Here is a 2,880-nt window from a genome sequence, read left to right as displayed (position 1 = left end):
CACCAGCAGCCCCACCTGCTCGCCCACCACAACGGGGACAAAAAGTTTGACCTGTCAAGGGCGTCCCTGCGGGCCCAGCACTTTTGCCCCAGAAACTCCTTCCAAGAGCCCCTTGGGCGAGTGGATGGCAGCCAAGCCCAACACGGTGGAGCTGCGCCCCATTCAGGCAGTCGAGGCCGATCCGGAGCCGGAGACCATCAGCGTGAATACGGTGGCTGCGGCTCCTGCCGAGGGCGTAACCATTGCTCTGCAGCCGCAGCTTTCCCCGGTGCTGGAGGTGAAAGCCGGGGTGCCCAAGCCACCCAAGTGGCCCAACCCTGCCGAGGCTCTGCAGGCGGCCTTCAATTGGATGTTTGGCGAGCCGGCCTATGCTGCCCGTGAGGGCTTGGTGAGAGGTGGCGTTCTCTCCGAGATCGTTTCTCAACCCAACCGCGAGCCCGGCATCCGCCCGGCTATCAAGGGAGAGGCTCTAGCAGGCTCGTTTACAAAGGGAACCGACCTCTGGGCCCGAGCGCTGAGGCGCAAATTACTTAGGGAAGATCTGACGGTGGGCTGCCCCTCGGAGGAGGAAGGCCCAGATTCCAAAGGCGGCTTCTGGGTGCCCGGAGTGTTTCGCCCCAACTTCAACGACCGCTTCAAGTACACCGCCTACACCGGTGACAGCCGCCCCAGCACGTTGCGCATCAAAGACTGGAACGGAGACGGCCAACTGAACTTCTGGGACGAAAACGACAACCGCGTTCGCGACTCCAACGAGCCTTGGGATGTTGTACTGGATCGGGATCCGCTGTTTGCGGAGAAGGATCCTGCCAATCCCAATAAACTGCTGGTTCAGCCCCAGATGGCGTTGAACCCCTATGCTTGGGTAAACAAAGGTGACACTCAGAACTACTCCCCAAGCTCCAACTATCTTGGCGGTTACTACATTGACACCAAGGGGAGCGAAGATATCCGCAATGGCCTGTGCTTCTACGTCAGGGTGGGCTCCGACTCGGGCACCAAGAGGGTTCAAATCCAGATTGATCGCAACGGTTCCACAATGACCGACAGCGATTTCCCCAGCGACACCGCCGCTTTTGCTTGGGTGGATGTGGAGCCGTTCACCCTGGACCTGAACAAGGCTCCCACTGGCTTTGCCGGCGAAAACCCGGTGCTGGGGGTAATCCTGGATGAGGTGACCCGTCGACCCATTCCCATTCCCCGCTTCCAAGAGCTGGCTTCAACCGATGTGAACCAGCGCCGCCGCAACGACGATGGCAGCCAAAACCGGCAGCTGCAGCCGGCCAGGGAAACGCGGGTGAATGCCATTGCCATCAGCGGCACCCTGCCCTCGCGGCTAGACCAAACTGCCGGCGGCATGCACAACTTCCTGCGCCTCAACGAGCTGTGGAGAAATACCAACCTCTTCTTCAGCGGCTCGATGATCCAGCTCAACTACAGCACCTATGCCACCGGCCCCTTCCTGCAGCAGAGCTTTGAGCCGCCCAACTTGGTTACGGGCTCGGCCCTCACGCGCGGCTACGACTACTACTTCCCGCCCAATCGCCGCTTCGGCTACGATGTGGGCCTGCAAATTGCCCGTCGTCCCAGCGCGGTGTCGGCTCGCTTCCAATTCCCCTCCAATGCCCGCACTGAGTTCTTGCGGGAGTTGGATCCTCAGGATCCGTATGTGCGGCGGCTGCGCTGCGGGCTGCAAGCTCAGCCAGATGTGCCCCTGCAGGCGGCTGCTCGGATTGGAGGCTGTAATGAGTTCAACTGATATCGACTCCCCAAGCCAGGGGTAGATTCGAGGTAGGAGCAGAGTGGGCTAAGGGAGGGATCGATGAGCAAAGGACGGCTTTGGCGGCAACAAGAAACAGGGGGCTTTACCCTCATTGAGGTCTTGGCGTCGGTGGTCATTGTGGCTTTGGCCATGGCTGCCCTTGCTCCTGCCCTTACCTTGATCGCCTATCGACGGGCCATGAGCGAGCGGATAGAAGTGGCCAATCAACTGGCCCGAGCCGAGGTAGATCGCATTCGCACTCTGGTTGACCTGGAACTGGCCGCCAACCCAGCTGCTTTCCAGAACCCGGCTCAGTTGGCTCGTCTGCCCAGGATTGGAGCAAGCCCCTTGGCCAATACCCCGCCTCCTGCTGATATGGACAACCCCGGCCCCAACTACTCCATTCGTTTGGCTGAAGTTCAGGTGCCGGGGCGAAACCCCGAGGTCTATGTCATCCAAACCTTTCGGGATAGGGGCGGGGAATGCATCGACCGACGTAGCAGAACCATCATTGCAGGGGTTCCCTGCAGCTTTATGATGGGAGTCAGGGTCTACCATCGCTTTTCCTTTAACCCAAACACTCGGCAAGCTCTTCCTGGCCTGCGCACTGAGACGGTCTCCGCCAATCAGAACTTGGCCAATGCCGATGTGTGGCTCTTTCCCATGGCCAGCTCGATTGTAGAAGTCAACCTGGCCGCCAATTTGGGGGATGTTTGCCGGGCCATTTTGGCCGATGTTCAAGCTAGGGGTGGGATCCCGACCAACAACTGCAATGCCTTCCCGCTGCCCAGCCCAAGCCCTACCTCGCTTTGAAGCGACGGGTAAGCTCCTCCTGCAGGCTCACAAAAAGGTGGTGTTTTCCTATGTTCAAGGTTTTTCGCCACAGGGTTTACCAGAGTGCGGGGTTTACCCTCATCGAGCTTTTGGTGTCGCTGGTGGTAGCCTCGATCTTTCTGTTGGCCACGGGCATGATCGTCATTGAAACCATGCGGGTGGATCGGGAAGAGACGGGGCGCACTCAGGTGCAGGCGGAGCTGACCCAGGCCATGCAGTTTATCCAGCAGGATCTGGCAGAGGCGCTTTACATCTACAACGATGCGGAACAGCCCAACGGAGAC

At 59.6% G+C, this 2,880-nt stretch carries 2 protein-coding genes and 1 pseudogene; all 3 read left to right on the top strand.

The features are described 5' to 3' along the window. Positions 1-1,759, top strand: a pseudogene (locus tag NW829_RS12020) (type II secretion system protein); the annotation flags it as partial. Between the two features lie 63 nt (positions 1,760-1,822). After that, the gene (locus tag NW829_RS12015; protein WP_414413903.1) at positions 1,823-2,575 is read left to right on the top strand and encodes a prepilin-type N-terminal cleavage/methylation domain-containing protein; all 753 of its coding nucleotides are present in this window, start codon (positions 1,823-1,825) and stop codon (positions 2,573-2,575) included. Between the two features lie 50 nt (positions 2,576-2,625). Then, the coding region (locus tag NW829_RS12010; protein WP_414417172.1) for a PilW family protein at positions 2,626-2,880 on the top strand (255 nt) is incomplete at its 3' end.

The organism is Synechococcus sp. R55.8, assembly GCF_047461895.1.
GTDB lineage: Bacteria > Cyanobacteriota > Cyanobacteriia > Thermostichales > Thermostichaceae > Thermostichus.
This window is presented reverse-complemented; position numbering and strand designations above follow the sequence as displayed.